We start from the raw sequence: 17460 nt of genomic DNA on the forward strand, positions 1-17460 counted from the left end.
ATGACCAAAACACTCACGCAACATTTGGAGAAAATTAAGGCAAGTGGAAAAGGGATTTTTGTGCCCTATATCATGGCAGGTGACCACGAAAAAGGCCTAGACGGTTTATACGACACCATTGCTTTTTTGGAAAATAGCAGAGCTTCTGCCATTGAAGTGGGAATTCCTTGGTCTGACCCCGTTGCTGATGGACCTGTTATTGAACTCGCAGGACAAAGAAGCTTGGCTAACGATGTGAGTTTAACAGCGATTGTTCAAAAATTACAAGAAAAACAAACGACAGTTCCTTTGGTCATCATGACTTACATCAATCCTGTCTATCAATACGGCATTGAGAAATTTATTGCTGACTTGAAAAATACGTCTGTTAAAGGGTTGATTATTCCTGATTTACCACACGAACATGAAAATATGGTAAAACCATATCTTACCGACACAGATATTGCTCTTGTGCCGCTGGTTAGCCTGACAACAGGTATTGAACGTCAAAAAACGTTATGTAAAGATGCTGAAGGTTTCATTTATGCTGTGGCTGTTAATGGCGTCACAGGTAAAACAGGTCATTACCGTGAGGATTTGGATAAACATTTGACCAATCTTAAAGCCATTGCTGACATTCCTGTTTTAACAGGTTTTGGTGTCTCAACTCCAGCGGACATTGAGCGCTTTAACAAAGTATCAGACGGTGTCATTGTTGGAACCAAAATCGTCAATGATTTGCACCAAGGTCATTTGGAAGTATTAGCAAACTTCATCCAGTATGGTGCTACCTATGCAAATTAAAAAAGCCTCCAAACGGAGGCTTTTAATCATGCGTAAATACTAGTGAGGTGAATTGTTATTAAAACAAATCAAAAATCAATTTGAGGTTTAAAACGGTTAGAACGACAGCAACCACATAGCCTAAAATGGTGTTCCACTTGGCATTGACAAACTCACCCATGATTTTCTTATTAGATGTGAAGTAAAGCAGTGGGAAGATTGAAAATGGCAGAGCTAATGAAAGAAAGACTTGAGAATAAACAATCAATTGGTCCAAAACCTCTTCTTGACTACCATACATCAAGGCTACGATAATGACGGGTGTCAAGGCTAAGAGTCGGGTAACCAAACGAATAAGCCATTGTGGCAAACGGAGTTTCAAAAAGCCTTCCATAACGATTTGCCCTGTTAAAGTACCTGTAATGGTTGAATTTTGCCCGCTGGCCAAAAGAGCGACCGCAAATAAGATTGATAGAGCGGAACTAGCCACGCTACCAGCAATGGCAGAATTTTGAAGTGCATCATACATTTGAGAAAAGGCACCAATGTCACTGGCGTGACCGTAGAACAAGGCAGCCCCCAAAACCAAGAGCAGAGAATTGACCACAAAAGCCAAACTCAACTGAATGTTGGAATCCCAAGTCATGAAGCGAACAGCTTGTTTAACAGAATTGTGATTGTCATAATCCACTTTCCGAGTTTGCGAAATGGAAGAGTGCAAGTAGAGATTATGTGGCATCACCGTTGCCCCGATAATCCCCAAGGCTAAAGTTAGCTGGCTATGCCCACCGACTTGCTTAGGATTTAAAATGGATGCGCGTGGGATATAACCTTGAAAAATGCCTGACACACTAGGGTGTGAGAGGTAAACCAAATAGACAAAGATAAGTAAAATCGTTGCTATTAAGGTTGACACGATTGCTTCAATTTTACGAAACCCAAGTTTCATCAAGGATAGCAGTAAAAAGACATCCAAGACTGTCAGTAAAATACAAAAGAGCAAGGGCCAACCAAACAGCAAATGCAAGGCAATCCCAGAACCGATAACTTCTGCCAAATCCGTTGCCATCAAAGCCAACTCAATGATGACAAAGAGCACGTAACGAAGCCCTTTTGGCAAATGAGCGGCGGTTGCTTGCGCCAAGTCCTGCCTTGTCACAATGCCTAGTTTTCCAGCCATCTGTTGTAACTGCATCGCAATGAGAGATGATATTAAGACAACAGACAAAAGAACGTATTTATAAGTTGCTCCACCAACAACGCTTGTAATCCAGTTACCAGGGTCCATGTATCCAACAGCCACTAAAGCACCAGGACCGATAAAAGCTTTCAACGTGCGCCAAAAGGGAGCGTTTTGAGGAACAGCGATACTTTGATTGACCTCACCAAGTGATTTTGAGTAAGTTGTAGATATTTCCAAACCCCAACCTCTTTTCTGTATATTTCTAAAACCTATTATATCAGAAAAGCTCAAAAAATAAAGTCTGTTTAACTAAAAAATTAAGTTAACTTAAAAAAGATAACTAACAAGTATCCTAAAAATAAAAAAGGCACCAAGGGAATGTGTTTGCAACGCTTTAATTTTAATAAATAGGAGAGAATGCCTGCCAAAGCCCCTAGTTCAATTACCCATAATAATGCCGTAAGGCTAAGTCCTAAGCTCAAACTGGCGAGATAGAAAAAATCCCCACTGCCTATCTTAATATCTGTCATTTCTGCTAAAATCCCAAGCAAACAAAGGATGAGAAAGATAGGGGAAAGGGGAGCAAAAAAGAACAAGCCAAGTGTCGGAAGTAGCCAAGCCAGAATAGGAAAGCCAAGGGATTTCAAGTCGTAAAGGCTAAGCAAAACGCTCAGGAGAATGGTCATACAGATTTGTCCTGATAAGATATGATGGTAGTAACCGACACTAACAATTCCCAAGAAACACTCAATAAGCAAGTACCAAATGGGCAATTTAACCTGACAAAAACGGCAACGCCCACGGTTGATCAAAAAAGACAAGATGGGAATCAAGTCCCAAGTAGGCAAGGTTGTACCACAAGCTTGGCAATGACTAGCTGGCGTAATGAGGGATTTTTCAGGAAAACGCTCGACCACAACACCGATAAAAGAGGCTAAAGAAGCCCCTAGAAAAAAGAATAATAAAATGTCCATACTAGTTTATTCGAAAAATAATTAAAAAAGAGAGCATATTATTTGCTCTTTATTTAGAATTATTATAAAATAGGATTGTAAAGTAAAGGATGAGAAATCCTAAAGTGTCTCAAAATGTTATTTGACGAGGAGGTTTATTATGACTCAAACAATCACTGAAAACATTTACGCATCTGTAACACATAATATCTCACAAAAATCAACTGCTAAAAATGCCAAAACAAAAGCTGTTCTTAACCAGGCGGTCGCTGATTTGTCAAAGGCTGTCTCAATTGTTCACCAAGTTCACTGGTACATGCGTGGAGCAGGTTTCTATTACTTGCACCCAAAAATGGACGAATTGATGGACAGTCTTAATGCTTCACTAGATGAAATGAGTGAACGTTTGATTACCATCGGGGGAGCACCTTATTCAACGCTTAAAGAATTTGATGACCATTCAAAACTAGAAGAGGTGCCAGGTTCATTTGAAAAAACAATGGATGAACACTTGGCACGTTTGGTAGATGTTTATACTTATTTATCAGCTCTTTATCAAGTAGGTCTTGATGTGACTGATGAAGAAGGCGATGCACCATCTAATGATCTTTTCACAGCAGCGCAAGCTGAAGCTGAAAAGACTATCTGGATGTTGCAAGCAGAACGTGGCCAAGCATCAGGAATTAAATAAGAATTAAATAAATAGGGTAAGAATATAAGGATAGTCTTTAGGGTCTGTCCTTATTTTTATGTCCAATAAGCAGATTCTAAGAAAACGATTGCAATAGTTTGCGTTAGCGGTTGAAAATGGTTTTTTTTTTTGATAAAATGCTTATCATGAAAACTTTATTCGATGTGCAACAATTGCTAAAACGGTTTGGCATTTACATCTATATTGGGAAACGTCTTTATGATATCGAAGTCATGAAATTAGAACTTGAAAAATTGTATGAGAATGGCTTGATTGATAAGACAGAATACCTAGAGGCTGAATTAGTTTTACGACATGAGCACCGCTTAGAAATGGAGAAAGAAAATAAATGACACAAAAATTACTAGGAATCGACTTGGGTGGAACAACCATTAAATTTGGGATTTTGACCCTTAAAGGTGAAGTTCAAGAAAAATGGGCGATTGACACAAACATCCTTGAAGATGGTAAACACATCGTACCAGATATCGTGGCTTCTTTGAAACATCGCTTGGGCTTGTATGGGTTGACTAAGGACGATTTCGTTGGTATCGGAATGGGTTCTCCTGGTGCGGTTGACCGTGAAGCAAAAACAGTTACAGGTGCTTTCAACTTGAACTGGGCACACACAGAAGAAGTGGGCTATGTTATCGAACGTGAACTTGGTATTCCATTTGCCATTGATAACGATGCTAACGTTGCGGCGCTTGGTGAACGTTGGGTTGGTGCTGGTGCTAACAATCCAGACGTTGTCTTTGTCACTCTAGGAACTGGAGTTGGCGGTGGTGTTATCGCTGATGGGAACCTTATCCACGGTGTTGCAGGCGCTGGTGGCGAAATTGGTCACATGATTATTGAACCTGATAACGGTTTTGAATGCACTTGTGGTAACAAAGGCTGCTTGGAAACAGTTGCTTCTGCAACAGGTATTGTCCGTGTGGCACGCTACTTGGCTGAAAGCTACGAAGGTGATTCTAGCATCAAAGCAGCTATTGACAATGGCGATGCGGTTTCAAGTAAAGACATCTTTGAAGCGGCTGAATCTGGTGATAAATTTGCGGATTCTGTTGTTGAAAAAGTTGGTTTCTACCTTGGTCTTGCAGCAGCTAACATCGCTAACATATTGAACCCAGATTCTGTTGTTATCGGTGGTGGGGTATCTGCAGCTGGTGAATTCTTGCGTATCCGTGTGGAAAAATATTTTATCCAATACGCTTTCCCACAAGTTCGCCAATCAACTAAAATCAAAATTGCAGAACTTGGTAACGATGCTGGTATCATCGGTGCAGCTAGCCTTGCAAGCCAATTCTTAGATTAAGGGGAAAACATTGGACTGGATTATTATTATACTGGTTATCCTTGTTGTTGTGGCTTGGTTTGCGTGGAATTATTACAGCATTCGCCGTGCAGCGCATTTTATTGACAATGCTGACTTTGCAAGCCGCATTCATACCAGTCAAGTGATTGATATTCGTGAAGCGACTTCTTTTAAAGCCAAACACATCATGGGTGCACGCAACCTTCCAGCAAGCCAGATAGACTTGTCATTATCAGCTATTCGCAAGGACAAACCCGTTCTTTTGTACGCTGAAAGCAGAAGCACTGCCCTTCCACGCGTGATTAGAACGCTAAAACGAGCAGGTTTTACAAACTTGTATGTCTTAAACGATGGCTTTGATTACTGGACAGGAAAAGTCAAAGAAGGCTAAATGTCTCTCTGGCTTATATGTAAAAAAGGGCTTAGCCCTTTTTTTCGTGTTAAAAATAGCATAAAAATCTAGTTATCCGCATAAAAACTGGACTTATCACACTTTATCAAGGTCAAAACCACTCAATTTACTACTAATTTACTACTTATGAATGAGCTTTGATACGACGATTTATCCTTGAAAAGTGAAGATATAAAGATACTTCCAATAAAATTTGAATATTTAATAGGTAGACACTTCAAAAAATGAGGTGTCTATTTTTTTACCCGATTTTGAAAGGAAGTGAACTTATGAAAACAAAAAATCAAGAATCAAAAGGTCGTTCCCCACTCTTTAAGACCATCAAACATTCATTCAGCCAATAAAAAAGAAAGGATAGGTAAAAATATGGAACTTAAATTTGTGATTCCCAACATGGAAAAAACATTCGGCAATTTAGAATTTGCTGGCGAGGATAAAGTCGTTCAGCGAAGAATCAACGGACGGCTAACTGTCTTATCAAGAAGCTATAATCTCTATTCTGATGTTCAAAGAGCAGATGATATTGTGGTGGTGCTTCCTGCTGAAGCTGGCGAAAAACATTTCGGCTTTGAGGAACGTGTGAAGTTAGTCAATCCACGTATTACCGCAGAGGGCTACAAAATCGGCACTCGTGGTTTTACAAATTACCTTTTACATGCTGACGACATGATAAAAGAATAAAGAAAGAGAGGAAAAATGATGAGATTAGCAAATGGCATTGTATTAGATAAAGACACGACTTTTGGAGAATTGAAATTCTCTGCTCTACGTCGTGAAGTGAGAATCCAAAATGAAGACGGGTCGGTTTCAGATGAAATCAAGGAACGTACCTATGACTTAAAATCCAAAGGACAAGGACGCATGATTCAAGTAAGTATTCCTGCCAGCGTGCCTTTGAAAGAGTTTGATTATAACGCACGGGTGGAACTTATCAATCCCATTGCGGACACCGTTGCTACTGCCACCTATCAAGGAGCAGATGTTGACTGGTATATCAAGGCAGACGATATTGTGCTGACAAAGGATTCTAGTTCATTCAAAGCTCAACCACAAGCAAAGAAAGAACCGACACAAGACAAATAGTCGCTAGGTAGAAAGGAGACTTTTTCGCATGAAACAGCGTGGTAAAAGGATTCGCCCATCTGGTAAAGATTTAGTCTTTCATTTTACGATAGCGTCACTCCTGCCTGTTTTCCTGCTGGTTGTCGGACTGTTTCATGTGAAGACAATCCAGCAGATCAACTGGCAGGATTTTAACCTATCACAAGCAGATAAGATTGACATTCCCTATTTAATTATCAGTTTCAGTGTCGCAATTCTTATCTGCTTGCTGGTAGCGTTTGTATTCAAACGGGTTCGCTATGATACGGTTAAACAACTTTACCACCGTCAAAAACTGGCAAAGATGATACTTGAAAACAAGTGGTATGAATCTGAACAGGTCAAAACAGAGGGTTTCTTTAAAGATAGTGCTGGTCGTACAAAGGAAAAGATAACCTACTTCCCTAAAATGTATTATCGACTTAAAAATGGCTTGATACAGATACGGGTGGAAATCACGCTGGGAAAATATCAAGACCAACTCTTACACTTGGAAAAGAAATTAGAGAGTGGCTTGTACTGTGAGCTGACGGATAAAGAGTTAAAGGATTCCTATGTGGAATATACTTTGCTCTATGACACCATAGCCAGTCGTATTTCTATTGATGAAGTAGAAGCTAAAGATGGTAAACTTCGCTTAATGAAAAACGTATGGTGGGAATATGATAAGCTCCCTCATATGTTGATTGCTGGTGGTACAGGTGGCGGTAAAACTTACTTTATACTGACACTGATTGAAGCCTTGCTTCATACAGATTCAAAACTGTATATTCTTGACCCGAAAAATGCTGACCTTGCGGACTTAGGTTCTGTGATGGCAAATGTCTACTATAGAAAAGAAGACTTGCTTTCTTGCATTGAAACATTCTATGAAGAAATGATGAAACGTAGTGAGGAAATGAAGCAGATGAAGAACTATAAGACTGGCAAAAATTATGCTTACTTAGGTCTCCCGGCACACTTCTTAATCTTTGATGAATACGTCGCTTTCATGGAAATGCTGGGAACAAAAGAAAACACCGCAGTTATGAATAAGCTGAAACAGATTGTCATGTTAGGTCGTCAAGCTGGCTTCTTTCTAATACTGGCTTGTCAACGTCCAGACGCAAAATATTTAGGCGACGGAATCCGTGATCAGTTTAATTTCAGAGTGGCTTTAGGTCGTATGTCTGAAATGGGCTATGGCATGATGTTTGGCAGTGACGTACAAAAGGATTTCTTCTTAAAGCGAATCAAAGGTCGTGGCTATGTTGATGTAGGAACAAGTGTCATATCAGAGTTTTATACTCCCCTTGTACCAAAAGGATATGATTTCTTGGAGGAAATTAAAAAGTTATCCAACAGCAGACAGTCCACGCAGGCGACGTGCGAAGCGGAAGTCGCAGGTGTGGACTGATCTTGCTGGCTGGTGTGGCAATAGCCACGCCAGCACTTAACCCCCCGTATCTAACAGGGGGGTACAAATCGACAGGAAACAGTCAAAAAAACATTAGAAAATCCTTTGGTTACAAGGGATTTACAAAATTTCAGCGTATGTCAAATGGGCTTTAAAAGTTGACATACGCCTTTTTGATTGGAGGGATTTTTACTGAATGAACAAACTTGGTTACAGCATTTAAAAGAAAAACGCTTGGCTTATGGACTATCTCAAAACCGTTTAGCTGTTGCGACTGGTATTACAAGGCAGTATCTAAGCGATATTGAAACAGGAAAAGTCAAGCCATTAGAGGATTTACAGCAGTCCCTTTGGGAAGCTCTGGAACGCTTCAATCCCGACGCTCCCCTTGAAATGCTGTTTGATTATGTAAGGATTCGCTTTCCGACAACAGACGTACAGCAGGTGGTCGAAAACATCTTACAACTGAAACTGTCCTATTTTCTTCATGAGGACTATGGTTTCTATTCTTATTCAGAGCATTATGCTTTAGGCGACATATTCGTCCTTTGCTCCCATGAACTGGACAAAGGAGTTCTGGTGGAATTGAAAGGTCGTGGGTGCAGACAATTTGAAAGCTATCTTCTGGCACAACAAAGAAGCTGGTATGAGTTCTTTATGGACGTTTTGGTGGCTGGCGGTGTGATGAAACGCCTTGACCTTGCCATTAACGATAAGACAGGGATTTTGAATATCCCTGTACTCACTGAAAAGTGCCAACAGGAAGAATGTATCTCCGTCTTCCGCAGTTTTAAAAGCTATCGCAGTGGCGAACTGGTACGCAAAGAGGAAAAGGAATGTATGGGAAACACCCTCTATATCGGTTCATTACAAAGTGAAGTTTATTTCTGTATCTATGAAAAGGACTACGAGCAGTACAAGAAAAATGATATTCCCATTGAAGACGCAGAAGTAAAAAACCGTTTTGAGATTCGATTGAAAAATGAGCGTGCCTATTATGCAGTCCGTGATTTACTCGTCTATGACAATCCAGAGCATACCGCCTTTAAAATTATCAATCGGTATATCCGTTTTGTAGATAAAGACGATTCCAAACCTCGTTCTGATTGGAAACTGAATGAAGAATGGGCTTGGTTTATTGGGAACAATCGTGAACGATTAAAACTAACCACAAAACCAGAGCCTTACTCCTTCCAAAGGACGCTGGACTGGCTATCTCATCAAGTTGCCCCGACCTTAAAGGTTGCGATTAAACTTGATGAAATCAACCAGACGCAGGTTGTAAAAGACATTCTCGACCATGCGAAACTGACAGACCGACACAAGCAGATTTTGAAGCAACAGTCAGTAAAAGAACAGGACGTGATAACAACAAAAAAATAACTCAAATACAAATTCATTGAATATAGAGAGGAGAACATTTTTATGAATTTTGGACAAAACCTTTATAACTGGTTTCTATCAAACGCTCAATCACTGGTGCTTTTAGCAATCGTTGTGATTGGCTTGTATCTTGGCTTCAAGCGTGAGTTTAGCAAACTGATTGGCTTTTTAATTATTGCGATTATTGCGGTTGGCTTAGTCTTCAACGCTGCTGGAGTAAAAGACATTTTACTAGAGCTATTCAATCGCATTATTGGTGCTTAAATAAAACCGTTCTTTTGTGGAATATAAGTGGTTTTCTTATGTTCCGCAAAGGAATGGTACACCAAACGAAGTGCGGTAGGGATTTTTGAATCTCTACAAAGAAAGGACGTGAATATATGGACGATATGCAAGTCTATATTGCGAATTTAGGCAAATACAATGAGGGCGAATTGGTCGGTGCGTGGTTTACCTTTCCCATTGACTTTGAGGAAGTCAAAGAGAAAATCGGCTTGAATGATGAATATGAGGAATACGCCATTCATGACTACGAGTTACCCTTTACGGTTGACGAATACACTTCCATTGGCGAACTCAATCGACTATGGGAAATGGTATCGGAATTACCCGAAGAATTACAATCGGAGCTATCTGCTCTGCTCACTCATTTTTCAAGCATTGAAGAACTAAGCGAACATCAAGAGGATATTATCATTCATTCCGATTGTGATGATATGTATGACGTGGCACGCTACTACATTGAAGAAACGGGTGCTTTAGGCGAAGTACCAGCTAGTCTTCAAAACTATATTGATTATCAAGCCTATGGTCGGGATTTAGACCTTTCAGGAACGTTTATCTCAACCAATCATGGGATTTTTGAAATCGTCTATTAAATCTGTCGGTACATTACTACTGGCAGATTTTCTATTTTACGGGGTGGCTCAATCAGCTACCCCTATTTTTTATGAAAGGATTGATTACATGAAGAAAATACGAAGCTATACCAGTATCTGGTCTGTGGAAAAGGTACTGTATTCTATCAATGATTTTAGACTTCCGTTTCCCATAACCTTTACGCAAATGACATGGTTTGTCGTGTCACTCTTTGCAGTGATGATACTTGGCAACTTGCCCCCTCTTTCCATGATAGAGGGAGCATTTCTCAAATACTTTGGGATTCCTGTGGCTTTCACATGGTTTATGTCTACAAAAACTTTTGATGGTAAAAAGCCTTATGGATTTTTGAAGTCTGTCATTGCTTATGCACTGCGACCAAAGCTGACCTATGCAGGAAAAAAAGTAACGCTTGGCAGAAACCAGCCACAAGAAGCCATTACAGCAGTTAGGAGTGAATTTTATGGCATATCCAATTAAATACATTGAAAACAATCTCGTCTGGAATAAAGACGGGGAATGTTATGCTTACTATGAGCTTGTTCCTTACAATTACTCATTTCTAAGTCCAGAACAGAAAATACAAGTGCATGATTCTTTCAGACAGCTTATCGCACAAAATCGTGATGGCAAAATTCATGCTTTACAAATCAGTACAGAATCCAGCATACGTTCTGCACAAGAGCGTTCCAAAAATGAAGTCACTGGCAAGCTCAAAGCGGTTGCCTATGACAAAATCGACCAACAGACAGACGCTTTAATATCCATGATTGGCGAAAATCAAGTGAACTACCGTTTCTTTATCGGCTTTAAGTTGCTTCTCAACGATCAGGAGTTTTCTATGAAAAGTCTTACCGTTGAAGCAAAAAATGCTTTGTCTGATTTTGTCTATGATGTGAACCATAAGCTGATGGGCGATTTTGTTAGTATGAGTAATGATGAAATCCTGCGTTTTCAGAAGATGGAAAAGCTCTTAGAAAATAAAATCTCTCGTCGTTTCAAAATCCGCAGGTTAGATAAGGACGACTTCGGCTATCTGATTGAACACCTTTACGGACAGACAGGCACTGCCTATGAAGAGTATGAGTACCATCTATCAAAGAAAAAGCTGGATAATGAAACGCTGATTAAATACTATGACTTGATTAAGCCTACTCGCTGTTTGGTGGAAGAAAAACAGCGATATTTGAAAATCCAGCAGGAAGATGAAACCGTCTATGTAGCTTACTTTACCATTAACAGCATTGTCGGAGAACTGGACTTCCCGTCCTCTGAAATCTTCTACTACCAGCAACAGCAATTTACATTCCCGATTGATACGTCAATGAATGTGGAAATTGTAGCGAATCGTAAAGCCCTATCTACTGTCCGCAATAAAAAGAAAGAACTGAAAGACTTGGATAACCACGCTTGGCAAAGTGATAATGAAACCAGCTCCAATGTGGCGGAAGCTCTGGAAAGTGTGAATGAGCTGGAAACCAATTTAGACCAAAGCAAGGAATCTATGTACAAGCTGTCTTATGTGGTAAGGGTATCAGCAAATGATCTTGACGAACTCAAACGTCGTTGTAATGAAGTGAAAGATTTTTATGACGATTTAAGCGTAAAACTGGTACGACCATTTGGGGATATGCTCGGCTTACATGAAGAATTTTTACCTGCCAGCAAGCGTTATATGAATGATTATATTCAATACGTGACCTCTGATTTCCTCGCTGGTTTAGGTTTTGGTGCTACTCAAATGCTGGGGGAAAATGAGGGGATTTATGTTGGCTACAGCTTAGATACTGGACGCAATGTCTATCTGAAACCTGCTCTTGCCAGTCAAGGGGTTAAGGGTTCAGTAACCAATGCGTTAGCGTCGGCTTTTGTTGGTTCGCTGGGTGGTGGTAAATCCTTTGCGAATAACCTTATCGTCTATTATGCGGTGCTTTATGGGGCACAAGCAGTGATTGTAGACCCAAAAGCAGAACGTGGCAGATGGAAAGAAACCTTGCCAGAGATTTCCCATGAAATCAATATCGTCACTCTGACTTCTGATGAGAAAAACAAAGGCTTACTTGACCCTTATGTGATTATGAAAAATCCCAAAGATTCTGAATCACTGGCTATTGATATTCTGACATTCCTTACGGGGATTTCCTCTCGTGATGGGGAACGCTTCCCAATCCTTAGAAAAGCCATTCGTGCAGTAACCAATAGTGAAGTACGAGGGTTGATGAAAGTGATTGAGGAATTACGGGTTGAGAATACGCCACTAAGTACCAGTATAGCCGACCATATCGAAAGTTTTACAGACTATGACTTTGCACATTTATTATTCAGTAATGGTTATGTGGAGCAGTCTATCAGCTTAGAAAAACAACTGAACATTATACAGGTTGCGGACTTGGTACTTCCCGACAAGGAAACTTCCTTTGAGGAATATACCACTATGGAGCTTTTATCCGTTGCTATGCTGATTGTCATTAGTACCTTTGCTTTAGACTTTATCCATACAGACCGAAGCATTTTCAAGATTGTAGATTTAGACGAAGCATGGAGCTTTTTACAGGTAGCACAAGGAAAAACACTATCTATGAAGCTGGTTCGGGCTGGTCGTGCTATGAACGCTGGGGTATATTTCGTGACCCAAAATACAGACGACCTCTTAGATGAAAAACTGAAAAATAACCTCGGCTTAAAATTTGCATTTCGTTCCACTGACCTTAACGAGATTAAAAAGACCTTAGCCTTTTTTGGTGTAGACCCAGAGGACGAAAACAATCAGAAGCGATTGCGTGATTTGGAAAACGGGCAATGCCTTATCAGTGATTTATATGGTCGTGTCGGTGTGATACAGTTCCACCCTGTATTTGAAGAACTGCTCCATGCCTTTGATACCAGACCACCTGTGCGAAAAGAGGTGTAAATGTGAAACCATCAATAGTAAACAGAATAAAATCAAACTGGACGCTGAAACGTCTAGGTAAAGTGGCAATGACAGTGGCTTTCACACTTGTGATTGCCATTTTTCTTTTAGCCATGCTGGGAACGGTGGTTCAAGCTGCGGGCTTGGTAGATGATACGGTCAATGTGGCAAATGAATACAGCCGATACCCACTTGAAAACTATCAACTGGATTTTTATGTGGATAATAGCTGGGGCTGGCTTCCGTGGAACTGGTCGGACGGGATTGGAAAACAGGTCATGTATGGACTATATGCCATTACCAATTTTATTTGGACAATCAGTTTGTATGTTTCCAATGCGACAGGTTACTTAGTACAGGAAGCCTATTCCTTAGACTTCATTTCCGCTACAGCAGATTCCATTGGTAAGAATATGCAGACCTTAGCTGGTGTGAGTGCAAACGGATTTTCAACAGAGGGTTTCTATGTTGGATTCCTCTTACTCTTGATTTTGGTTCTTGGGGTTTATGTTGCCTATACGGGACTGATAAAGAGAGAAACCACAAAGGCAATTCATGCCATTATGAATTTTGTGCTGGTGTTTATCCTATCGGCTTCCTTTATTGCCTACGCTCCCGACTACATTAAAAAAATCAATGACTTTTCATCAGACATCAGTAATGCCAGTTTATCACTTGGCACGAAGATTGTCATGCCCCATTCCGATAGTCAAGGCAAGGACAGCGTGGACTTAATCAGAGATAGCCTGTTTTCCATACAGGTTCAGCAACCGTGGCTACTGCTTCAATACAACAGTTCAGACATTGAAAGTATCGGTATTGACCGTGTGGAAAGCCTGCTCTCCACCAGCCCAGATTCCAACAATGGCGAAGACAGAGAAAAAATTGTTGCGGAAGAAATTGAAGACAGAAGCAATACCAATCTAACCATTACAAAGACCATTAACCGTTTAGGTACAGTCTTCTTCCTATTTGTCTTCAATATTGGGATTTCCATATTTGTATTCCTATTAACAGGAATCATGATTTTCTCGCAGGTACTTTTTATCATCTATGCTATGTTTCTGCCTGTGAGCTTTATTTTAAGCATGATTCCATCATTTGATGGTATGTCAAAACGAGCCATAACAAAGCTCTTTAATACCATTTTGACACGAGCTGGAATCACATTGATTATTACGACAGCATTTAGTATTTCAACCATGCTCTATACCTTATCGGCTGGTTATCCGTTCTTTTTGATTGCTTTTCTACAGATTGTGACCTTTGCAGGAATCTACTTCAAGCTGGGCGATTTAATGAGTATGTTTTCTCTACAGAGTAACGATTCTCAAAGTGTGGGAAGTCGTGTGATGAGAAAACCTCGTATGCTTATGCACGCTCACATGCACCGTCTACAGCGGAAACTTGGACGTTCCATGACTACTCTAGGGGCTGGGTCTGCCATTGTTACAGGTAAAAAAGGACAGTCGGGTTCGGGGAGTTCTGCAAGGACACAAGCAGATCACTCCCGACCAGACGGAAAGGAAAAATCAACACTTGGAAAACGTATCGGTCAAACCATCGGTACAGTAGCTGATACCAAAGACAGAATGGTAGACACTGCTAGTGGTTTGAAAGAACAGGTTAAAGATTTGCCGACCAATGCAAGATATGCAGTATATCAAGGAAAATCCAAAGTAAAAGAGAATGTCCGTGATTTAACCAGTAGTATTTCTCAAACCAAAGCGGACAGAGCCAGTGGACGCAAGGAACAGCAGGAACAAAGGCGAAAAACCATTGCGAAGCGTCGCTCTGAAATGGAACAGGTCAAACAGAAAAAACAGCCTGCTTCTTCTGTTCATGAAAGACCGACTACAAGACAAGAACAATATCATGATGAACAGACCTCAAAACAGTCTAATATTCAGACTTCATATAAGGAATCTCAACAAGCCAAACAAGAGCGTCCAGCAGTTAAGTCCGATTTTTCAAGTCCAAAAGTGGAACGCCAAGGCAATACCGTTCAAGAAAAAACCGTTCAAAAGCCAGCAACTTCAACCACTACAGCAGATAGAACTTCACAACGTCCAATCACAAAAGAACGTCCGTCTACTGTTCAAAGAGTACCACTACAAAATACAAGAAGTAGACCACCAATCAAAACCGCCACCATTAAGAAAGTCGGTAAGAAACCATGAAGTTGAAAACTTTAGTGATTGGTGGTTCTGGATTATTCTTGATGGTCTTCTCACTGCTTCTGTTTGTTGCCATTTTATTTTCAGATGAACAGGACAGCGGAATTTCCAATATTCATTATGGAGGTGTGAATGTTTCCGCAGAAGTGCTGGCTCATAAGCCTATGGTAGAAAAATATGCCAAAGAATATGGCGTTGAAGAATATGTCAACATACTTCTTGCGATTATACAGGTGGAATCGGGCGGTACTGCGGAAGATGTTATGCAGTCCTCGGAATCCCTCGGTCTTCCACCTAATTCATTGAGTACAGAAGAATCCATTAAGCAAGGTGTGAAGTATTTCAGTGAATTATTAGCCAGTAGCGAAAGGCTCAGTGTAGATTTAGAATCGGTTATCCAGTCCTACAATTATGGTGGTGGTTTCTTAGGGTATGTGGCTAATCGTGGAAATAAATATACCTTTGAACTGGCTCAAAGTTTCTCAAAAGAGTATTCAGGTGGCGAAAAAGTGTCTTACCCCAATCCCATAGCCATACCTATCAATGGGGGCTGGCGATACAACTATGGCAATATGTTTTATGTGCAACTGGTAACGCAGTATCTTGTCACAACAGAGTTTGATGATGATACGGTACAAGCCATCATGGACGAAGCACTGAAATATGAGGGCTGGCGATACGTTTACGGTGGAGCTTCCCCGACTACTTCTTTTGATTGTAGCGGACTGACACAATGGACGTATGGAAAAGCTGGAATTAACTTACCACGAACCGCACAACAGCAATATGATGTGACCCAGCATATCCCACTATCGGAAGCACAAGCTGGCGATTTGGTTTTCTTTCATTCTACCTATAACGCTGGCTCTTATATTACTCATGTTGGGATATACCTTGGCAATAACCGTATGTTTCATGCAGGCGACCCAATCGGTTATGCCGACTTAACAAGCCCCTACTGGCAACAGCATTTAGTGGGAGCAGGACGAATCAAACAATGAGAAAGGAAGATTTAATGATGAAATTTAGAAAAAATCAGAATAAAGAAAAACAGATACCAAAGGAAAAGAAACCTCGTGTCTACTATAAGGTCAATCCTCATAAAAAGGTTGTGATTGCCTTGTGGGTACTTTTAGGGCTTAGTTTCAGCTTTGCGATATTCAAGCACTTTACAGCTATAGATACTCATACTATTCACGAAACAACTATCATAGAAAAGGAATACGTTGATACTCATCATGTAGAAAATTTTGTAGAGAACTTTGCGAAAGTCTACTATTCATGGGAGCAATCCGATAAGTCCATTGATAATCGAATGGAAAGTCTAAAAGGCTATCTGACAGATGAACTTCAAGCTCTCAATGTTGATACAGTACGCAAAGATATTCCTGTATCGTCTTCTGTAAGAGGATTTCAGATATGGACGGTAGAGCCAACTGGCGACAATGAGTTTAATGTAACCTACAGTGTAGACCAGCTCATTACAGAGGGAGAAAATACAAAGACCGTCCACTCTGCTTATATAGTGAGTGTCTATGTAGATGGTTCTGGAAATATGGTACTGGTTAAGAATCCGACCATTACCAACATACCTAAGAAATCAAGTTATAAACCAAAAGCCATTGAAAGTGAGGGGACGGTTGATTCCATTACAACCAATGAAATCAATGAGTTTTTAACGACGTTCTTCAAGCTCTATCCTACAGCGACAGCCAGTGAACTTTCCTACTATGTGAATGACGGGATATTAAAACCAATCGGAAAAGAGTACATCTTTCAAGAACTGGTAAATCCTATTCACAATCGTAAGGATAATCAAGTCACGGTATCGCTGACAGTGGAGTATATCGACCAGCAGACCAAAGCAACGCAGGTATCTCAATTTGATTTGGTACTTGAAAAGAACGGGAGTAATTGGAAGATTATAGAATAACAAATATTGGTACATTATTACAGCTATTTTGTAATCACGTACTCTCTTTGATAAAAAATTGGAGATTCCTTTACAAATATGCTCTTACGTGCTATTATTTAAGTATCTATTTAAAAGGAGTTAATAAATATGCGGCAAGGTATTCTTAAATAAACTGTCAATTTGATAGTGGGAACAAATAATTGGATGTCCTTTTTTAGGAGGGCTTAGTTTTTTGTACCCAGTTTAAGAATACCTTTATCATGTGATTCTAAAGTATCCGGAGAATATCTGTATGCTTTGTATGCCTATGGTTATGCATAAAAATCCCAGTGATAAGAGTATTTATCACTGGGATTTTTATGCCCTTTTGGGTTTTTGA

General features: G+C 40.1%; 18 protein-coding genes and 1 pseudogene. 17 read left to right on the forward strand and 2 right to left on the reverse strand.

The features are described 5' to 3' along the window. Positions 1-783: a tryptophan synthase subunit alpha gene (gene trpA, locus HFK82_RS06845; protein ID WP_168261255.1), complete on the forward strand. Its 783-nt coding sequence runs from the start codon at positions 1-3 to the stop codon at positions 781-783. A 58-nt stretch (positions 784-841) separates the two neighbouring features. On the opposite strand, the gene HFK82_RS06850 is transcribed toward trpA, so the two are convergent. Together HFK82_RS06850 and HFK82_RS06855 are read right to left on the reverse strand one after the other, a co-directional pair. Then, positions 842-2182: an Nramp family divalent metal transporter gene (locus HFK82_RS06850; protein WP_168261256.1), complete on the reverse strand. Its 1341-nt coding sequence runs from the start codon at positions 2180-2182 to the stop codon at positions 842-844. Positions 2183-2262: 80 nt separating this feature from the next. Then, positions 2263-2919, reverse strand: coding sequence for a prepilin peptidase (locus HFK82_RS06855; RefSeq protein ID WP_168261257.1), 657 nt, complete (start codon positions 2917-2919; stop codon positions 2263-2265). A gap of 139 nt (positions 2920-3058) precedes the next feature. On the opposite strand from HFK82_RS06855, the gene HFK82_RS06860 reads away from it, so the two are divergent. From HFK82_RS06860 to HFK82_RS09320, 16 genes and pseudogenes are all read left to right on the forward strand, one after another. Further along, positions 3059-3589, forward strand: coding sequence for a Dps family protein (locus HFK82_RS06860; protein ID WP_168261258.1), 531 nt, complete (start codon positions 3059-3061; stop codon positions 3587-3589). A 146-nt stretch (positions 3590-3735) separates the two neighbouring features. Further along, entirely contained in the window at positions 3736-3942 is a 207-nt protein-coding gene (locus tag HFK82_RS06865; protein WP_154454461.1) for a YqgQ family protein, read from the forward strand. Continuing rightward, on the forward strand, positions 3939-4907 hold the full coding sequence (locus tag HFK82_RS06870) for an ROK family glucokinase (RefSeq protein ID WP_168261259.1): 969 nt from the start codon (positions 3939-3941) through the stop codon (positions 4905-4907). Before HFK82_RS06865 ends, HFK82_RS06870 begins: the two co-directional genes overlap by 4 nt. A gap of 10 nt (positions 4908-4917) precedes the next feature. Further along, on the forward strand, positions 4918-5298 hold the full coding sequence (locus tag HFK82_RS06875) for a rhodanese-like domain-containing protein (RefSeq protein ID WP_168261260.1): 381 nt from the start codon (positions 4918-4920) through the stop codon (positions 5296-5298). A gap of 387 nt (positions 5299-5685) precedes the next feature. Then, positions 5686-6000 carry a YdcP family protein gene (locus HFK82_RS06880; protein ID WP_000420682.1) on the forward strand — a complete coding sequence of 105 codons (315 nt, stop codon included), beginning with the start codon at positions 5686-5688 and terminating at the stop codon, positions 5998-6000. 15 nt (positions 6001-6015) lie between these two features. Further along, complete coding sequence (locus HFK82_RS06885; RefSeq protein ID WP_000985015.1) at positions 6016-6402, forward strand: YdcP family protein; 387 nt, start codon at positions 6016-6018, stop codon at positions 6400-6402. A gap of 28 nt (positions 6403-6430) precedes the next feature. Beyond that, a complete protein-coding gene (locus HFK82_RS06890) occupies positions 6431-7816 on the forward strand; it encodes an FtsK/SpoIIIE domain-containing protein (protein ID WP_000813488.1) in 1386 nt (461 codons plus the stop codon). 177 nt (positions 7817-7993) lie between these two features. Next, on the forward strand, positions 7994-9199 hold the full coding sequence (gene mobT / locus HFK82_RS06900) for a MobT family relaxase (RefSeq protein WP_168261261.1): 1206 nt from the start codon (positions 7994-7996) through the stop codon (positions 9197-9199). Between the two features lie 42 nt (positions 9200-9241). Beyond that, positions 9242-9463, forward strand: a complete 222-nt coding sequence (locus tag HFK82_RS06905; protein ID WP_001009056.1) for a hypothetical protein — start codon at positions 9242-9244, stop codon at positions 9461-9463. A gap of 116 nt (positions 9464-9579) precedes the next feature. Then, positions 9580-10077 carry an antirestriction protein ArdA gene (locus tag HFK82_RS06910; protein WP_000342539.1) on the forward strand — a complete coding sequence of 166 codons (498 nt, stop codon included), beginning with the start codon at positions 9580-9582 and terminating at the stop codon, positions 10075-10077. 88 nt (positions 10078-10165) lie between these two features. Beyond that, entirely contained in the window at positions 10166-10558 is a 393-nt protein-coding gene (locus tag HFK82_RS06915; protein ID WP_000723888.1) for a conjugal transfer protein, read from the forward strand. Next, the gene (gene tcpF, locus HFK82_RS06920) at positions 10542-12989 is read left to right on the forward strand and encodes a conjugal transfer ATPase TcpF (protein ID WP_000331160.1); all 2448 of its coding nucleotides are present in this window, start codon (positions 10542-10544) and stop codon (positions 12987-12989) included. Before HFK82_RS06915 ends, tcpF begins: the two co-directional genes overlap by 17 nt. Before the next feature lie 2 nt (positions 12990-12991). Beyond that, positions 12992-15169: a CD3337/EF1877 family mobilome membrane protein gene (locus HFK82_RS06925; RefSeq protein ID WP_000804748.1), complete on the forward strand. Its 2178-nt coding sequence runs from the start codon at positions 12992-12994 to the stop codon at positions 15167-15169. Continuing rightward, entirely contained in the window at positions 15166-16167 is a 1002-nt protein-coding gene (locus HFK82_RS06930; RefSeq protein WP_000769868.1) for a bifunctional lytic transglycosylase/C40 family peptidase, read from the forward strand. Before HFK82_RS06925 ends, HFK82_RS06930 begins: the two co-directional genes overlap by 4 nt. After that, positions 16164-17099, forward strand: a complete 936-nt coding sequence (locus HFK82_RS06935) for a conjugal transfer protein (protein ID WP_001224320.1) — start codon at positions 16164-16166, stop codon at positions 17097-17099. Before HFK82_RS06930 ends, HFK82_RS06935 begins: the two co-directional genes overlap by 4 nt. Before the next feature lie 313 nt (positions 17100-17412). Next, positions 17413-17460 (forward strand): annotated as a pseudogene (locus tag HFK82_RS09320) (hypothetical protein); the annotation flags it as partial.

Source organism: Streptococcus alactolyticus (assembly GCF_012277075.1).
In the GTDB taxonomy this organism is placed as follows: domain Bacteria; phylum Bacillota; class Bacilli; order Lactobacillales; family Streptococcaceae; genus Streptococcus; species Streptococcus alactolyticus.